This window comes from Bdellovibrio sp. HM001, from assembly GCF_055397275.1.
On record NZ_AP029174.1, the window covers coordinates 1520201 to 1534518 of the forward strand.

The 14318-nt window shown below is 47.8% G+C and carries 16 protein-coding genes; 5 read left to right on the top strand and 11 right to left on the bottom strand.

What is annotated here, in order from left to right; all coding sequences use genetic code 11:
- Together ACZ5ZZ_RS07270 and ACZ5ZZ_RS07275 are read right to left on the bottom strand one after the other, a co-directional pair.
- Complete coding sequence (locus ACZ5ZZ_RS07270) at positions 1-792, bottom strand: ABC transporter permease (protein ID WP_464142017.1); 792 nt, start codon at positions 790-792, stop codon at positions 1-3.
- A gap of 6 nt (positions 793-798) precedes the next feature.
- The gene (locus ACZ5ZZ_RS07275) at positions 799-2184 is read right to left on the bottom strand and encodes a mannose-1-phosphate guanylyltransferase/mannose-6-phosphate isomerase (RefSeq protein ID WP_464142019.1); all 1386 of its coding nucleotides are present in this window, start codon (positions 2182-2184) and stop codon (positions 799-801) included.
- Positions 2185-2253: 69 nt separating this feature from the next.
- Here ACZ5ZZ_RS07275 and ACZ5ZZ_RS07280 point away from each other — a divergent pair, with 69 nt between their 5' ends.
- From ACZ5ZZ_RS07280 to galE, 3 genes are all read left to right on the top strand, one after another.
- A complete protein-coding gene (locus tag ACZ5ZZ_RS07280) occupies positions 2254-3126 on the top strand; it encodes an aldose epimerase family protein (RefSeq protein ID WP_464142022.1) in 873 nt (290 codons plus the stop codon).
- Positions 3113-4087 carry a glycosyltransferase gene (locus tag ACZ5ZZ_RS07285; RefSeq protein ID WP_464142024.1) on the top strand — a complete coding sequence of 325 codons (975 nt, stop codon included), beginning with the start codon at positions 3113-3115 and terminating at the stop codon, positions 4085-4087. The genes ACZ5ZZ_RS07280 and ACZ5ZZ_RS07285 overlap by 14 nt, the downstream gene beginning before the upstream one ends.
- Positions 4088-4160: 73 nt before the next feature.
- Positions 4161-5138 (top strand): UDP-glucose 4-epimerase GalE, encoded by a 978-nt coding sequence (galE, locus tag ACZ5ZZ_RS07290; RefSeq protein WP_464142026.1) that lies wholly within the window; start codon positions 4161-4163, stop codon positions 5136-5138.
- Between the two features lie 57 nt (positions 5139-5195).
- Here the strand turns inward: galE and ACZ5ZZ_RS07295 are convergent, their stop codons facing one another.
- The 7 genes from ACZ5ZZ_RS07295 to ACZ5ZZ_RS07325 form a co-directional block, all read right to left on the bottom strand.
- The gene (locus ACZ5ZZ_RS07295) at positions 5196-6509 is read right to left on the bottom strand and encodes a hypothetical protein (RefSeq protein WP_464142028.1); all 1314 of its coding nucleotides are present in this window, start codon (positions 6507-6509) and stop codon (positions 5196-5198) included.
- Between the two features lie 258 nt (positions 6510-6767).
- Positions 6768-8243 (bottom strand): nitronate monooxygenase, encoded by a 1476-nt coding sequence (locus tag ACZ5ZZ_RS07300; RefSeq protein WP_464142031.1) that lies wholly within the window; start codon positions 8241-8243, stop codon positions 6768-6770.
- Positions 8244-8453: 210 nt separating this feature from the next.
- Positions 8454-9359, bottom strand: coding sequence for a hypothetical protein (locus ACZ5ZZ_RS07305; protein ID WP_464142034.1), 906 nt, complete (start codon positions 9357-9359; stop codon positions 8454-8456).
- Between the two features lie 125 nt (positions 9360-9484).
- Complete coding sequence (locus ACZ5ZZ_RS07310) at positions 9485-9940, bottom strand: hypothetical protein (RefSeq protein ID WP_464120848.1); 456 nt, start codon at positions 9938-9940, stop codon at positions 9485-9487.
- 119 nt (positions 9941-10059) lie between these two features.
- Positions 10060-10299, bottom strand: a complete 240-nt coding sequence (locus tag ACZ5ZZ_RS07315; protein ID WP_464142036.1) for a CopG family antitoxin — start codon at positions 10297-10299, stop codon at positions 10060-10062.
- Entirely contained in the window at positions 10286-10759 is a 474-nt protein-coding gene (locus tag ACZ5ZZ_RS07320) for a nucleotidyl transferase AbiEii/AbiGii toxin family protein (RefSeq protein ID WP_464134770.1), read from the bottom strand. Before ACZ5ZZ_RS07320 ends, ACZ5ZZ_RS07315 begins: the two co-directional genes overlap by 14 nt.
- Before the next feature lie 84 nt (positions 10760-10843).
- Positions 10844-11269, bottom strand: coding sequence for a PPC domain-containing DNA-binding protein (locus tag ACZ5ZZ_RS07325; RefSeq protein WP_464134771.1), 426 nt, complete (start codon positions 11267-11269; stop codon positions 10844-10846).
- A 121-nt stretch (positions 11270-11390) separates the two neighbouring features.
- Between ACZ5ZZ_RS07325 and cysK the strand changes: the two genes are divergently transcribed.
- Together cysK and ACZ5ZZ_RS07335 are read left to right on the top strand one after the other, a co-directional pair.
- On the top strand, positions 11391-12380 hold the full coding sequence (cysK, locus tag ACZ5ZZ_RS07330) for a cysteine synthase A (RefSeq protein ID WP_464120851.1): 990 nt from the start codon (positions 11391-11393) through the stop codon (positions 12378-12380).
- A 5-nt stretch (positions 12381-12385) separates the two neighbouring features.
- Positions 12386-13144, top strand: a complete 759-nt coding sequence (locus tag ACZ5ZZ_RS07335) for an endonuclease/exonuclease/phosphatase family protein (RefSeq protein WP_464142038.1) — start codon at positions 12386-12388, stop codon at positions 13142-13144.
- Here ACZ5ZZ_RS07335 and ACZ5ZZ_RS07340 read toward each other — a convergent pair.
- Together ACZ5ZZ_RS07340 and ACZ5ZZ_RS07345 are read right to left on the bottom strand one after the other, a co-directional pair.
- Positions 13141-13662, bottom strand: coding sequence for a hypothetical protein (locus ACZ5ZZ_RS07340; protein ID WP_464142040.1), 522 nt, complete (start codon positions 13660-13662; stop codon positions 13141-13143). The two genes, ACZ5ZZ_RS07335 and ACZ5ZZ_RS07340, sit on opposite strands and share 4 nt — an antisense overlap.
- Positions 13659-14189: an RNA polymerase sigma factor gene (locus tag ACZ5ZZ_RS07345; protein WP_464142043.1), complete on the bottom strand. Its 531-nt coding sequence runs from the start codon at positions 14187-14189 to the stop codon at positions 13659-13661. Before ACZ5ZZ_RS07345 ends, ACZ5ZZ_RS07340 begins: the two co-directional genes overlap by 4 nt.
- Between the last annotated feature and the right edge of the window lie 129 nt (positions 14190-14318).

Here is a 14318-nt window from a genome sequence, read left to right on the forward strand (position 1 = left end):
TTAAAGTTTAAATACAATCTTATTGTCGAATTTTTTGATTAAATGGACGCCAAGGCAGAAGGAGCCAATAGCTAATGCGAAACAGATTCCGTAATAATGCAATGGAGGAAAACTATTGAATATTAAAGGAATTCGATAGGCCTCTAGGAAGTAGAAAAATGGATTCAAAACTACCAGAAACTGGTACTTATCAGGAATCATAGATCTTTCATATATAACTGGGGTTAAGAAAAAGAATGCCTGAACAATCACAGGAACGATGTGATTTAGATCTCGGAAGTACACGGTAGCAATGCTGATTATAGACCCGATTCCAATCAAAAAAAATACTAATAAGGTAAAGGGGATAAGTGCTAGTACCGCATGTATTGACAGATGAAGCTGTTGGAAGACGGCCCCCAGTAGAAGCAACGCCATGGTTGATAAAAAAAAGTTTGCGACTTCATAGAGAGTCCCGTTAAGGATGAAAATCATCTTCGGTATGTAAATTTTTTTAATGTAGTGTTCGTTTCCCAGAAGGAACAGTGGAGCGCGATTCAAGGTGCTTGAGACTACTGCAAAGAAAACAGCTCCCGAGAAATAGTACGCAAAATAATTAGGGATGCGATCCCGCATGATGAAGCTAAAAACAATTCCCATGACCAAATAGTTCAACATTGGGGCAAGGACGGTCCATGCAAACCCCAAGGTGGATCTTCTGTATCGTAGCTTCAGGTTTGTCTGAATATACGAAAAAACAACGTATCGATATTTGTAAACGGAAAACAGTTCTTTTCTTATTTCACTAAACATGGGTACCTAGGATCTTGAGTAATCGTCCTGATACCTTACAATATCATCTTCTCCAAAGTAAGTACCCATTTGGACTTCGACGAATTCAATGGCCGTCGTCCCCGGATTTCTGATGCGATGCTTCGCGCCGAGCGGGATTTTGACGTAAGAGCCGGGCGATACCGGGATGATTTCGTCATTAAGAACCACTTCGCCTTTTCCTTGAGTGATAAGCCAATGCTCTTCACGCTTGGAGTGGGATTGGTAGGAAATCTGTTGCGACGGGTTAACCTGAATTACTTTTGATTTAAAGAACTCAGTGTCACGAAGAACCTCAAAGCGACCCCAAGGGCGCTCTTCGAAGGTGTGTTCTGTGAGAAGCTTTGGACTTTTTAGCTTTAGAATATCAACTGCTTCTTTTACGGCTTGGGTGGCGCCCTTTTTGGTGATCATCAAGGCGTCAGCTGTATCGACTACGATAAGATCCTCTACGCCGACAAAGGCGTAGGTCTTATCGATAGTGGATTGGATGAAGTTGTTTTTACCTTGGACTTCCACCTTGTTCTCTGTGCCGGATCCACCAAGAATATCTGCTATGGCATCCCAAGATCCAACATCATTCCAGCCAATGTCACAAGGAACGCATGATAGGGACTCTGCAGTAAGCTTTTCCATGATCGCATAGTCAATGCTGATGTTGTCGACTTTGGTGTAAATGCTTTCAATATTACTAAAGTCCTCTTTAAGTGATGAAACAGCGGACCAAAGCTCTGGTTGGTGCTGCTCCAAAAGCTCCGCCATGGTGGAAGCTTTAAAGATAAAGATACCGGCATTCCAGAAGAAGCCCCCTTCAGTCAGGAATGTGGAGGCTTTCTCAAGTGATGGCTTCTCGTGGAACTTTAGAACTGAGTAGCTAGCAAGTGCGCCTAGCGTAGAGTTGGCATTTTTCGAAGTTTGAATATAGCCATATCCTGTTGCGGGATGATCAGGCTTAATACCGAGTGTCACTACTTTGCCCTTCGAGGCTTCTGCTTTTGCCAGATGAACGGCTGCAAGAAAGGCTTCTTCATTTTCAATAATGTGATCTGCCGGAAAAATTCCAACAACACTGTCCTTCAGGCCTTTTTGTAAAAGGTGAAATGAAAGAAGCGCAATAGCAGGTGCCGTATTCTTGGCCATCGGCTCCAGGATGATGTTATTCGCATCCATGGATAGGTCACGCATGTTCTTCACAGTCAGATCACGAAGACTTTTAGAGGTAATGACCCAAGGGGCCCCAAGGCGGCATAAGCGATTCAAGGTCATTGTGTGCAAGCTTTGCTCGAAGATTGAGCAGAATTGCTTTGGTAGCTTTGTTCGAGAGACAGGCCACAAGCGAGTTCCAGAGCCACCGGAGAGTACAACAGGAATCATAATTACCTCAATAAAATCAGAAGAACATAGTTATTGATTATAACTTAGGGATCAATAAGAATTTGCCCCATGGCATTTTGCGAAATCGGATCTAATCTGTTAACAGTAAAAATCTCGTCAAAAGGGGCGGAACTTAAGGGCCTTTACCGAAGGGGACACCAGCACAATTGGGTATGGTCCGCGGGGGAGCAATGGGGGAGGAGTGCCCCGCACCTTTTTCCGATCGTAGGAAAGTTGGCGGGGGATGTCTATTTTGACTCCGGCATTGAATATAAGCTTTCTCAGCACGGTTTCGCTCGAGACTGCGATTTTGAACTTATTTCGCATGATCCGTCATCAGCAGTGTTTCGCCTGAATAGTAACGCAAAGACAAGGTTGCTCTATCCTTTCGATTTTTCTCTGGAGGTCTCTTATAGGGTTGAAGAGTGCTCTTTGCATGTCGGCTATCAAGTGCAAAATTTGAATATGAGACCGATGTTATTTAATATCGGATGGCATCCAGGGTTTGTTTTACCCGATCAAGCGGATCTGCCTCTGCAAATTTTTGCAAGCAGCGAATTTGGTCCGTGTCATCTTCTTAAGGAAGGCTTGGTTGATAGTGAGCTTAGCTATGAGGTCGCCAGGGGTCAGATTGCGCTTATCGATAGAGATAGTTTTATTAAAGACGCCTGGGTTTTCTTGAGGGATGTGCCGAAAAAGCTCGAGATTAGAGATGTGAGCGGCAATTCGATTCTTATAAATACCGGTCAAGCTCCATTTTTAGGGGTTTGGAGTAAGGATCCATCAAAGTTTCTCTGTATTGAGCCGTGGTGGGGTGTGGCTGATCTGGTGGGGGCTGTCGGGCAGTTGGAAACCAAATATGGAATTCAACGTTTGGACGCTGGTGATAAGTGGCAGGCCGAGATGTCTGTTGAAATTAGGGGAGCTGATGAAGGTTATTAGACTAAGCACCTCCAAAAAAGGCTATGGAGGCATCATCTACGAAAAAATGGTGGATGACGTGCTTAAAGAGCAGTTTGACTATCAGGTCGAATCTGCAGCATTCACTTTACGTGGGAAAATGCGACTTCTAGAAGCCCCTCTTTATCTTTGGCGGCAGCGTCGTTTTGCAAAGAAAAGTGGAGCGCTTTTGATTCGCAGTTTTCAGTCAGCACTTTTTAATTACAAGCATACAGGATTGACTATAATCTACCACATTGATTCGTCAGGAAGTCCTTTTCTACCAAAACTTTTCCAAGATATTGCGGAGTTGATTTTTAAACTTGTGATAAAAAAAAGCGAACACATAGTGGTGATTGCCGAGTATTGGAAGAGGTATTTCGAGAATCGCGGTTACAGCAATGTTCATCTGGTCTACTGTGGTTATGAGTTGGAGCAGTATTACTGCTCATCTGAAGAGATTGATCAATTCCGTATGCGCTATGGTCTTGAAGGAAAAAAGATTATTTATATCGGAAACCCTCAGGTTAAAAAAGGGGCTGCGATTGCTTATGAAGCTCTAAAGAATAGTGGCTACACTTTAGTTACCTCGGGAGTTCGTGATCAAGTTTTAGATTGCCTGCATCTTGATCTTGGATTTAAAGATTACCTTTGTCTTTTGAAAGCATCAGAGGTCGTTGTTCTTATGAGTCAGTTTGCCGAGGGGTGGAATCGAATCGCTCATGAGTCCATGCTGATGGGAACCCCCGTTATCGGTACCGGCTACGGTGGAATGGGTGAGGTTTTAACGGGCGGCGGACAAGAAGTTTGTCGCATTCCAGCTGATCTAAAGTCACTGGTGGCTAAGGTACTTATGGACAGAGAAGCCTATGCTAAACGTGGATTTGAGTACTCCAGACAATTTGGAATGGAGAGGTTTAGGGCGGACTGGGCTTCTTTGGTGAAGAAGTTAGGGGGCCACTAGTCGGTTCTAATAGGGAAGCGCTTGGTCATTGCTCGTCCTTTCTTGTAGCTCCAGACGGTGGTATCGTTTTTCTATGAAAGTTCTAGTCACCGGCGGTGCCGGATACATCGGTTCACACACGGCACAGGCTCTTTTGAAGGCCGGGCATCAAGTTGTTATCCTAGATAACATCACTACGGGCTTTCGCGAGGCGATTCCTGCGGGGATAGAGTTTATCCAAGGAGATGTCCGCAATAGCTCGACTCTGGCTGAAGTTATTAACAAATACTCCGTTGAAGCTGTTGTTCACTTTGCAGCTAAACTCATCGTCCCGGAATCCATTGAAAAGCCGATGGAATACTATGAAAACAACACGATGGGTGTCCTGTCTTTGGTGCAGGCTTGTGCGGCAAACAAGGTCCAAAAGATTGTGTTTTCCTCAACTGCGGCTGTGTATGGCGATGCCACTACCGATGGCCTTATCACTGAAAAATCCCCCACAGTACCCCTCAACCCCTACGGCTCCTCAAAACTCATGAGCGAACAGATCCTCCGTGACTGCGAAAAACCGTACGGCATCCGCTCCGTCTGCCTTCGTTACTTCAATGTCGCAGGTGCGGCCGAAAGCGGTCAAAACGGGCAAAGAACCAAAAATGCCACTCATTTGATCAAGGTTGCCAGCGAAGCCGCCTGCGGCAAACGCGCCTCTGTCGGCATCTTTGGAACTGATTACCCAACCCCCGACGGCACTGGTGTTCGCGACTACATCCACGTGGAAGACCTGGCAGACTTGCATGTGCTTGCATTGCAGTACCTAAACGAAGGCGGGAAATCCGAGATCTTCAACTGCGGTTACGGTCATGGATTCTCGGTCCGCGAAGTGATCAACACGGTAAAAAAAGTCAGCGGGGTGGACTTCAAGGTCGAAGAACAGCCCAGACGGGCCGGGGACGCGGCTACGTTGGTGGCGGACTCTTCCAAAGTTCGCAAAGCCTTTAACTGGACACCGAAGCGGGATAATCTTGAGCTGATTTGTAGAACCGCTTACGAATGGGAAAAAAAGTTATCCTAAGAAAATCAAAAGAGGGTGTTTATGGCACCCTCTTTCTTCAGGAATTCATTCTATTGACTACTGCTCCGGCGCCAAACTCACCGAAGCGAAGTTCAGCCCGGCAAGATTTGCAAACCAAACATCGCCATCCAGATACTTATCCGCAGCTGTTGTCTCTGACTTAAACGTGGATCCCGGCAGGAAGAAAGCCAAAGTGCCAGTGCCCTTGGTGATCCCGGCGTTGCCAGCGCAGGCGCCCGCCGCGGGGTCTGCATCCAAGGCAAAGCAGCTTGCTGATCCAGCAGAAAGATTCGCTGCTTCGATCACATTTGCACGGTTCGCATCCGCGGCACTGTACTGAATTCCCGTCAGCCCAGAGCCTGAAGTCATGGAGCCTTTTAAAGTCGACAGCTGAGCATAGAAGCCAGCCTGGGCACCGTTCCCGCTGTTGCCATCATAGTCGTCCATTTTATAGATGTCAGAGATCGCACCCTCGATCGACTCTGGAATGATCTCACTCGTTCCATCGAGCAGATCCAGCAAAACACGATAGTGTCGGCTCCAACCGCAGGAACCTCCGCCACAGCCGTCTGCATCGATGCGGTCAAAGCGTCCTTCATAGGCAAAACGCTTGTTGGTTTCATCAAGTTTCACAGAATAAACGTCTTCATTGTCGACCACACCCTGACCGTTGTTAGAAACTGCCAGTTCTGTGATGCCATCAGATACTTTCACTTTGGCACGATAGTACATGGTGCCAATCTCAAGATCCAATGAGGTGTCATAGTACTGTCCAGAAAGCGTGCTGGCCGTCACATCCACAGTCATGGTGCAACTGGATTGCCCGTTGCATGGACCATCTGAAAGCTGTCCTGGTTGGAAGCAGCCGTTACTTTCGGACAACGTCATTTCGATAGTGCGCTGAACTCCATCCCACTGAACACCTTGCTTTTCAAGTGAACAGCTGATGTTCCCAAATAGACCGAAGGCCCCTTGTAAACTGTCCGGTGAACCTGTGTCCTTCGCGATAAAGCAGAAAAACTTCATGCCGGTATAAGCGGCGTCGGAAGAAGACATCTTACATTCAGATGCTTCTGAATCCCAGTACCCGGACATCGTTGCGTCGCAATCAGTCTGATTGATTTTCAAAGGCTGAAACAGCGGCTCGCCATGAACTCCGCACTTGGTATCAACGGTGCTCATGGTTTTGATGCTGGCCATGGAAGCTCCGTTCAGAGCACTGTCCATGTTGGCACCCACCTCAGAGATCTTATTGGAAAGGGATGTCACCACTGTCGATGGTTTTGTTGCCAAAACCGCCGTCGTGGATCCATCATCAGAACCACCGCCCCCTGAAGAGCAGCCTGCTAGAATAAGTCCCGCCAACGTCATGATTATTTTATTCGAACACTTCACCAAAAAGCTCCTTCGTATTTACTTCAAAGATTTGAAGGTTAAAGACGTCAAGCTATCGGTGCCCTCATATTTTTAAATGAGGGGTGTGAGTGACTTGTAATCTTATTGCGAGTTTATTGAAGAAACTTGTGCTCTTTTGAGAAGCTCTTAATGTGTTGATTCTTAGTTTGGGAAAATAAGAAAAGCCGAGTAGATGCTCGGCTTTTTTAGGCGTGCTATCCAAAGAGAGATGCATCAAGCTTGAGCTGATAATTCTTTGGATGTTTCAGTGCGACCTTCAAGATCCAACAAATAACTTACAACCTCACGTGCGCTGTAGGATGTCTTTCCGTCTTTCAGCATACGCGCCACGTTGTTTAAGTCATCCCCGGCTGTCAGTAGGGAGATTTCTTCCTGACCACCGGCTTGGATCTGTGCCATGCCTACATCTGCCATCAAGGCATTGCAAAGACATTTGCGTCCGACCGTATCTTCAAGCAAGCCACCTTTTTTGACATAGTCATTCACCGGCTCAGCCGGGCAGCGTTGCCCAATACTGCCGTCTTCTTTCTGATACGCATGGCGAAGGTAGCCCAAGTCGCAAATGCGTTTGCGGCTGGCATAAATGGATTCCTCAGAAATAGTTCCCGGCAGGCGAGCCGCCTTAAACGGGAAGCCTGTTGGTGAAGATCTTGGATCGGTAAAGATCCAGCCTCCCTCAGGGGCTTTTTCAGTTAAAATAGTTTTAAGCGCATTGTGTTTAAGCTCCTGCTTCACGCCGGATTCTTCCGAGAAAGCAAACAGAGTTCCGACTTGAACCCCGTGAGCTCCCATCGCACGAACTTCCTGCAGTTTTTCCGGGGTCGCATAATAACCCGCCATCCAGAATGGAAGCTCCAGGGCCGCCATTTCTTTCAAACACACTTCATCGCGCTCGCCATAAATAGGTTCACCCTTGTCGCTTAATTTCATCGGTCCCCGCGGAGGCGCATTGTGCCCACCAGCCAAAGGACCTTCGACGATAAACCCATCCACACGGCCTGTGGATTTTTTCTTTAAGTTCGCAGCCAGGATCGCTGAAGAAACAATCGGGAAGAAGTACGGACGCTTCAGCGGAGCCAGCACCGTGTCTTCCATGACCTCTTGAGGATCGAAATAGGTCATGGTGTCTTCCGCAGCACCAGCTACGGGGACTTTCAATCCCGCTTTTTGGTTTTGACTTAGTAAATCCAACGCCCCAGGGATTTCGCGAGGAATCCCAGCCCCCATGATAACGTAGTCAACGCCCGCCAGCAGTCCGCCATAAAGGCACGCTAGATTTGGCAGAACCACTTTTTCCAGAAGGTTCAAACCCACAACGCCGTTGTGGCCTTCACGCGCCAGCCACACTTCCACGAAGCAGGCTGCGACGGTCAATTGAAGAAGGAACTTCGGGGATTCAACAGAAAACATCGGGGAACGCTTGTAGGGCTGAAGAGCTGTGCGTCCGCCTTCGATAAAGTAAGTATCCAGAATCTTTTGCGCGATGCTTTGAGAAGGGAAGGCCTTCAGAGCGCGGCGACAATGTCCTTCAAGGTCACCATCTTGCAGGCGGCGCACCAACACGGAATTAATCGCTGTCCCGGAAACCACGCCCAACTGACCTGTTTGAGAAACTGTTTTTGCCAAACGCCAGTCAGAAACCGCGATCCCCATGCCACCTTGAATTACTATCGGATGATTGTATTGCATCCGAGCAATCTATTGGCCCCCGAATTAAGTCGCAATAAAAAATAGCATGTTTATATGTATTTTTGCTGCCACGAGTCGGGATTCTTTGTTGGATGCGAATCCTGATGTTCATTTCTGCGTCCAAATCCACATCCGTGTCGGGCGCAATAGGGGGCAGTCTAAAGCTGTCTCCAAATAAAAGAGGCCCCTTCGGAGCCCCTGCAATGAGGTCTACTTCAAAAACTCCTCATCCAACGCTTCAATCAGTCCTCTGGCTGCAGAAGTGTAGGTAGCCTTCATGCCTTCAAAACCCACTTTTTTCGCCTCAGCAAAATGCTCTGACTTTTCGTAGTTTGTTGAAGGAAGATATCTGCCCGCGACGATTTCCACCTGGGCCGAGCCGCAGTGATTCGGACTTCCAAAAAGACCGAAGCTAATACCGTGCTCTTTTGCTTTTTCATTCGAAACACAGATATTGAAGTAAATCGTTCCCTGGCCGCCAGATCCTAGCAGATCAAGATCTTTGTATCGAGCTTCGGTGGCAGTCTTATTGTGTTCGTTATAGCCGAAGTCAATAAAAGCATCCACTTTGCTTTCGTTTTGGATCTGGGACAGGATCTTTCCTTCGCGCGCAAGACGGTCGATGTATTTTGAACCTGTGGCGTGAACGCCCTGGAATTCTTGACCATAAGTTGGGCTGAAAGCCTGAACGGCAGTAAGTTCGGGCAGGGCTTTGTAAGTGGGTGATACTTCCGCCAATTGGGCAGGAGTCAGGACCTCGTAACCTTGCTTTTCAAGTTGTGTTTTGATTTCATTCAAGACGGCATCAGAAACCGTGCGATAGTCAGCAAGAGCTGCCGTAGGGGTCATGAAGTAGGTGCGCTCTTTAAGGCTGGCTTCTCTCCAACCTTTGTCGTCCCAAGCCAGCGAGGTGGTTAGGATGCCGATGCGTTTGATCTTTCCGTTATAGACCTTGCTGAACTTTCCGTTGTGGGTTTTGAAGCTGGCGTCTTTGGTTTCTTTGTAAGCTTCTTCCTGATGCTTGGCCTGAAGAGCTGTCACCTCGTCCATGCTTTTAACTGTGGCGCAGGCCGGGAGTAAAAGGGCCGTCAATACGCCGATGCCGTATTTTTTCATATTATAAATCCTCCTTGATTTGTTTACTTCCAAGTTTTGATGACTACATAAACTCGGTCAATCCAAGAGGAATATTCTGCTTTTCAATTGCGACTTTGGTGGCGGTCCTGAATGTGGGTGAGGTGTCAGAAGCGAATTCGTATGCCAATGCCTGCGTCCAAATCCACATCTGTGTCGGGCACAACATCTAAGGCCAAGGACAGCTCGCCAAAGAACTCAAGGTTGGGGTTGTTGATTTTGTACACCAATCCCAGTGGAGCGCGCGGGCCAATAGCAATTTCACCATCATGCTTCCCACTGTTAATGGAAATCAAACGCAGTCCTAAGCCATAGTACATCTCTATCGGTCCGCTGCGTTCGACAGAAAACACGCGAGCGCGATCCCATAAATATGTCCCGTGCACATGCAGTCCGGAATGATGTCCGGTCGAATACGCCAGGGCCCCTTCCAGTGAGTGTTGCCCGTCCAGGCTTGTTCGTCCTGAAAAGCCCGTCGGGTCGCCGAGCACCACACCCAGGGCGCTGTCGGCTTGTGCGTTGTGGGTCATCATCAGTGATAGAGCAAGCATCGATGCTGTCATGTACTTCTTCATGAAGTCCTCCGCTGGGACTTATTATCCTGAAGCCCAAAAAGAATTCCAGCAAAAATGCCTGAATGTTTCAAGCTGAGGACGGGTGTCTAGAGCTTTAACAAAAAAAGCTACTTTTCTAAGAGCCCTTTACGAAGATACTCGATCATAAGAGATTGGTATTTCTTGCCATCTGCTTTAGCTTTTAACTTTATACTTCTTAAAATATTTTCCGGAACCCGCAGACTGATAGCCACTGTGGGTTCATCGATTTGAGAAGACATTACCCGCATGTCCTCAAGGAATCTTAGGGCTGATTCGGGAGAAATCGTCTGCGACTTTTGTTTTGATGAGGTTTTAACCTTTTTCACGCAATTTGGCCTTTATGTTTTCGATGTCGATCAGATCCTGGGGACGCCCGGATTCAGTTTTCATCTTAAGAAGTTCGTGAAGGCTGGCGACAGGAATTTTGCGTCCACCGACAGATACTTTTTCTATGTCCATTGTTTTAAGGTCTTTTGTGATCAGAATGTCCACCTGCCGAGAAGGGTCCTTATAGTCCACAAAGGACCAAGCAATCAGGTTGCGATTTTCGATGTATTCTTGTCGCATACTAATCAGATCTTGGGCTCTGACAGGGATGCGGGATTGAAGACCTACTTTTTGCAAAGTTTTTTCTGCTAGCTCGAAGTCTTCTTTTGTGAGGCTTAACACAAAATCAACGTCCATTGTGGCTCGAACTAGGCCATGGAGTGCTAGGGCGTATCCTCCGACAACGGCGAACTTAAGTTTGGCAGCATTGAAAGCATCTGTGATTTCAAAAATAAACATATAAGGCAATTGTATATACATGTATATACAATTGCAATGCTAAAGGTGTTGCGCTCTCAAAATGAGAATTTTGTCCTATCGAGGCTAGCCTCGCTTCTGAATCAGCAGCTCTTTATATCCGGTGTGGCCGTCGTTTTCTCTCTGGAAGGTCAGATCGCGATTTTCCAGCAGCATGATCTCAGCGGTGGTGTAGATTTCAGATCCATCCATCAGATGCCCCCCAAGGACTTTACCTTCAAAGTCGCTGATGGAAATATGCAGGTGGGCTGCGGTGCTGTTGACGGTTCCGCTTAAAGAGACGATTTCAAACGGACCTTGGAATTCGACGACATCCTTGCCGTTAGACAAGCGAAGGTGGGCCTTGTTAAGGCTTCCTACACAACTGACCACGCAGGCCGCGTGCAGGTGATGCAGTTGGCAATAATAAATAAGCTCTTTTTTAAGGTCCTGTCCGGGTCTCAAACGGAAACAATAGCTGGTCACAGAGCTGGAGAAAGGTTCAGTTGCCATAGGGGTCCCCCGTATTAACGAAATGAAAACAAACTTTTACAAACTTCAACTTTGTCAGCCCGGCGGTTGGGAGTATCATTAAAAGATAGGTCGTTATCTCCATATCCAAGACAGGCAACATATGAAAGTATATTCTGATATCACAAAAACCGTAGGTCAAACCCCCTTGATTGAAATGCAAAGAATCGGAAAGGGTTTGCCTGGAAAACTTTTGCTGAAGCTCGAATTTTTTAATCCGTTGGGCTCTGTGAAAGATCGCATCGGTCTGGCCATGATTGAAGACGCCGAACGCAGTGGAAAGCTCAAACCCGGAATGAAAATCATCGAGCCCACCAGTGGCAACACGGGGATTGCGTTGGCTTTTGTGGCGGCGGCCAAAGGGTATGATCTGACGTTGACCATGCCAGAAACCATGTCGCAAGAGCGTCGCACCTTGCTGTTGCTCTTGGGAGCCAAGATCGTTCTGACTCCTGGACCGTTGGGGATGAAAGGGGCCATTGCCAAGGCCATGGAGCTTTTAGAAAAGACTCCGAACTCGTGGACGGCCGGGCAGTTTGATAATCCCGCCAATCCGTCGATTCATAAAGAAACCACCGGTCCGGAAATTTGGAACGACACGGATGGCAAGGTGGATATGGTTATCAGTGGAGTCGGCACCTCGGGCACCATCACCGGTGTGGGGACTTTCTTAAAGTCCAAAAAACCAAGTGTGAAAATGATTGCGGTTGAACCCGTGGAAAGCCCGGTGCTTTCCGGCGGTAAACCCGGCCCCCATAAGATTCAAGGCCTGGGGGCGGGATTTGTGCCCAGTGTGATGGACCGTTCTGTCGTGGATGGGGTCGAGCAAGTGTCGTCCGAGGAGTCCATCAAGACAGCTCGCGAGGTGATTAAGGCCGAAGGCATTCCGGTGGGAATTTCTTCCGGCGCAGCGATTGCGGCGGGTCTTCGTCAGGCGGCCAAAGAAGAAAATCGTGGTAAAAACATTGTTGTGATTATTCCAAGTTACAGTGAACGCTACCTGTCGACGCTTCTGGCTGAACAAGAACGCCAGGAAGCGCAAAGTTTGCAGGTAGCAACAGTGGATGAAGCCTATTTAAGCAAGGTGAAGTAAACGAGATGGTGCCCTTTGTAGTTCCTGCGAAAGAAAAAGTTCTGTTGAAGATCGGCGAGGGAGTGAATCTTCCTGCGACGCCTTCGCAGTTTGATATCTTCGTCTGGAATGTCTATAAAGGGCAGCGCGCCGCTTTGTTTGAAAGTGATTTCAAACGACTGGGGCAGAACAAGGATTTTATCTTTTTGCAGGAAGCCTTGTTGGATCAGAAAATGCCACAGATCTGGAGGAATGATTTTTCCTCATACGAGTGGCATCTGGCGCAAAGCTTTCACTATAAGAAAGACCTTTCCAGTACCGGGGTGGCGATCGGCTCACGTTTGACTCCGCAGTCCGTGGATTTTATCCGCGCCAAGACGCGGGAGCTTTTCTGGCTGACACCGAAGCTAACCCTGTTCAGTGAATATCAGTTCGGGGATAAGAAGGCCCTTTTCGTCTGCACACATGTTTTAAACTTTGTGACCTTAAACGCCTTCACCGCATCACTGTATGAAATCGCTTCGCGGATTTCCCAGTTTGACGGGCCGATTGTTCTGGCTGGGGATTTTAATACCTGGAATTTCAAACGCTATATGATCATGAAAAGCATCTTCCGTGATCTGGGGCTGGAGCATCTGGATCTGGATGATGATGGTCGGATCTTAAAGCTGGATCACGTTTTCGTGCGCGGCTTTGAAGTCATCAAAGCCAAAGTCCACCATACGGTGTTGAGTTCCGATCACTTTCCTTTGGAAATCACTCTGAAAGTTCCCGGTTCTGGCTAGATACTTTTTAGAAAAGCCTTAAAGCTGCGTTTGCTGACGGTCATCAGTTCTGCGCCCAAAGACGCCCCGAACAACCACAAGACCGCACTTTCCCAAGTGACCTCATGGCTGATTGCTGAAAAGGCCCCTAAAGAAACTAAAGCCACGCTGGCGATGCTGAGCGCGCGCGTGCGCAGAAGCACCAGCCATTCTTCGCGGTTTAAGAAGAAGCGGGCAAGTAAGAAGGTCACAGCCAGATAGTATGCGCCACACATGGAATGGCAGAACAAGGGGCTGACATCCATAAAGGTGTGCATCAGGTCGTGACCGGTATTAAAGAGTGTCAGGCCAAACTGTGAACACGAAGCCATGGTCAGAGCCGTTCCCACGGCGTGGGCAAAGCCCAGTTTGGTGGCAACTTTCCAGGCCGAGGGCAGTTCCTGCGCCAAAGTGGAGTTGATTTTATTTAAAACAAAAGAGGATCCAGCAGGGGAGCTATCTTCGGCAAACGACTGAAAGTCTTTTTTTAAGTCTGTCACTTGGATACTCCTTTCGCCTTAGGGCCTCGCAGAAACTTCAGACTGCGTGAAACAATCTGACGGATGTTGCTTTCTGATTCCTTCAGCAAAGCTGCAATTTCATCATACTCCATCTCGTCCAGGTAACGGAGTTTCATGACTTCCTGTTCGCGGGGTTTAAGACCCTGGAGCAAGACCGCCGCCTCCTGGCTGTCCTCTATATTAGGAGTCGGGGCTTCAGTTTGTGACAGGGAATCTTCCCATTCGAGGAAATCTTTGATTTCGCGATTTCTATAGTCTTTTAGCTCACTTCGGGTGATCACATAAAGCCAGGCCAGGGCCGAGTGTTTGGGATCATAGAGGTGTTTTTTGCGGTAAAGCTGCAAGAAGACGATCTGAAGCAGGTCCTCGGCGCGTTCCTGTGGCAGGCGACGTTTAAGGGCGTAGCTCAGAACTCGACCCGAGTGTCTTAAATAGAGGATGTCCAGGGCTTTGCGTTCCCCTTCGGACAGCTTAATTAACAGTTCCTCATCACTCAGCTCGTTCATCTGCCCTGAAGGTACGCCGTACCTTTTTGGAGTGCAATGCATTACTAAAAGGGACGGCGTACCTTTTTTAGTGGGGTGGGTTCTGAAAGGCAGAGTTTGCTTAAACAATGGGCATAAATGTTCCTAATG

What these genes read in the sequence shown, in the direction of transcription:
- ACZ5ZZ_RS07310 (WP_464120848.1), bottom strand. Translation starts at nt 9,940, where the DNA reads ATGACAGCATCGATGCTTGCTCTATCACTGATGATGACCCACAACGCA.
- ACZ5ZZ_RS07335 (WP_464142038.1), top strand. Translation starts at nt 12,386, where the DNA reads ATGGTGCCCTTTGTAGTTCCTGCGAAAGAAAAAGTTCTGTTGAAGATC.
- ACZ5ZZ_RS07275 (WP_464142019.1), bottom strand. Translation starts at nt 2,184, where the DNA reads ATGATTCCTGTTGTACTCTCCGGTGGCTCTGGAACTCGCTTGTGGCCT.
- ACZ5ZZ_RS07295 (WP_464142028.1), bottom strand. Translation starts at nt 6,509, where the DNA reads ATGACGTTGGCGGGACTTATTCTAGCAGGCTGCTCTTCAGGGGGCGGT.
- ACZ5ZZ_RS07325 (WP_464134771.1), bottom strand. Translation starts at nt 11,269, where the DNA reads ATGGCAACTGAACCTTTCTCCAGCTCTGTGACCAGCTATTGTTTCCGT.
- ACZ5ZZ_RS07305 (WP_464142034.1), bottom strand. Translation starts at nt 9,359, where the DNA reads ATGAAAAAATACGGCATCGGCGTATTGACGGCCCTTTTACTCCCGGCC.
- ACZ5ZZ_RS07280 (WP_464142022.1), top strand. Translation starts at nt 2,254, where the DNA reads ATGGCATTTTGCGAAATCGGATCTAATCTGTTAACAGTAAAAATCTCG.
- ACZ5ZZ_RS07270 (WP_464142017.1), bottom strand. Translation starts at nt 792, where the DNA reads ATGTTTAGTGAAATAAGAAAAGAACTGTTTTCCGTTTACAAATATCGA.
- ACZ5ZZ_RS07320 (WP_464134770.1), bottom strand. Translation starts at nt 10,759, where the DNA reads ATGTTTATTTTTGAAATCACAGATGCTTTCAATGCTGCCAAACTTAAG.
- galE (WP_464142026.1), top strand. Translation starts at nt 4,161, where the DNA reads ATGAAAGTTCTAGTCACCGGCGGTGCCGGATACATCGGTTCACACACG.
- ACZ5ZZ_RS07300 (WP_464142031.1), bottom strand. Translation starts at nt 8,243, where the DNA reads ATGCAATACAATCATCCGATAGTAATTCAAGGTGGCATGGGGATCGCG.
- ACZ5ZZ_RS07285 (WP_464142024.1), top strand. Translation starts at nt 3,113, where the DNA reads ATGAAGGTTATTAGACTAAGCACCTCCAAAAAAGGCTATGGAGGCATC.
- ACZ5ZZ_RS07345 (WP_464142043.1), bottom strand. Translation starts at nt 14,189, where the DNA reads ATGAACGAGCTGAGTGATGAGGAACTGTTAATTAAGCTGTCCGAAGGG.
- cysK (WP_464120851.1), top strand. Translation starts at nt 11,391, where the DNA reads ATGAAAGTATATTCTGATATCACAAAAACCGTAGGTCAAACCCCCTTG.